The organism is Bartonella sp. EBT8 (assembly GCF_055796165.1).
The window spans coordinates 1-1,130 of record NZ_JBTTDJ010000081.1; the positions used below are offsets into that span (position 1 = coordinate 1).

Below are 1,130 nucleotides of genomic sequence, written 5' to 3' on the forward strand. Positions count from 1 at the left end.
ATTTCTGTTGTATAGCGATCTTGACCGTTTTTATCTTGCCATTTACGGGTTTGTATCTGCCCTTCAATATAAACTTTACTGCCTTTATTGAGATACTGAAGAGCAATTTTTGCAAGATGTGGATTAAAAACAACAATGGAATGCCATTCAGTTTTGTCCACTTTTTGATTGGTTGCTTTATCTGTATAGCTCTCAGAAGTAGCCATGCGAAAATTGACCACCTCAGCACCATTGTGCATTGTTTTGCTTTCTGGATCGGCACCCAAATGCCCGATTAACGTCACTTTGTTCAGCATATTTTTTCTTACCTTCAACTTGTATCTTTCCATAGGGACAAAACTTTACTTCGTATGATGAGTGGAGGCTTGTAACGCGTAAATCGAGATATTGATTAAACTGCGTGTCCGTAAAATAAGAAAGATTACACAAACTAAAAAAGAGTACCAAAGAGCAATATCTAAGGACCAAAGGATGCTATCCAATGAAAAAGAAAAATGCTGCTCTATGTACTTAGAAATGACAGGCAAAGAAACCGTTTCTTTATGACTACTTGGGAAAATTAAAACGACAAGTGCTAAAGTTATGAGCTTTAAGAGTTTGTGCATATATTGTTGCAAATCACGTGTTAACCTCTGCCAAGCTGTTGTATTGCCGCATTTATATTTTGGATTATTCTGCAATTCAGAAGGAATATGAGAATTGCATAGAATGGCAAAAACCGTTGTTATTATGACAAAAGAAACAGAAGCGAATGTCAAAATACTTTGAATAAAGCCAAGATTTTTTTTAATTCCCAAACAACATAAGAATATAAAAATTATAACACCAAATAAGGATCTTAGCTGCTTATCTGTAAACATATCTATTTTCTCTAGAAAATTATGAACTAAAATCTTACACAACACACCAAACATTACGCTTGCGTTATAATAACACATTACGGATTATAATTACAAACGAAATAATGATAACATATTGAATCTGCAATATGAATCCCATTTTTTGTTAATTTAATGGCTTGCATTTTTACACACAATGTGCAATATTAGAGGTGTTCATACTTATGGAATAATGAAACAGCGTATTGTAGATAAAGCCGTGTCAAAATTGATTGGCACGGTTTTATTTTA

General features: G+C 33.4%; 2 protein-coding genes. Both read right to left on the reverse strand.

All coding sequences use genetic code 11. From position 1 onward, the window contains the following. On the reverse strand, positions 1-296 hold a 296-nt coding region (gene ssb / locus AC0QT4_RS09185; protein WP_473201360.1), incomplete at its 3' end, for a single-stranded DNA-binding protein. 45 nt (positions 297-341) lie between these two features. Further along, positions 342-860: a hypothetical protein gene (locus AC0QT4_RS09190; protein ID WP_473201361.1), complete on the reverse strand. Its 519-nt coding sequence runs from the start codon at positions 858-860 to the stop codon at positions 342-344. Positions 861-1,130: the final 270 nt, after the last annotated feature.

Bases quoted from the DNA above. Each gene is read 5' to 3' on its own strand.
- AC0QT4_RS09190 (WP_473201361.1), bottom strand. From the start codon at position 860: ATGTTTACAGATAAGCAGCTAAGATCCTTATTTGGTGTTATAATTTTT.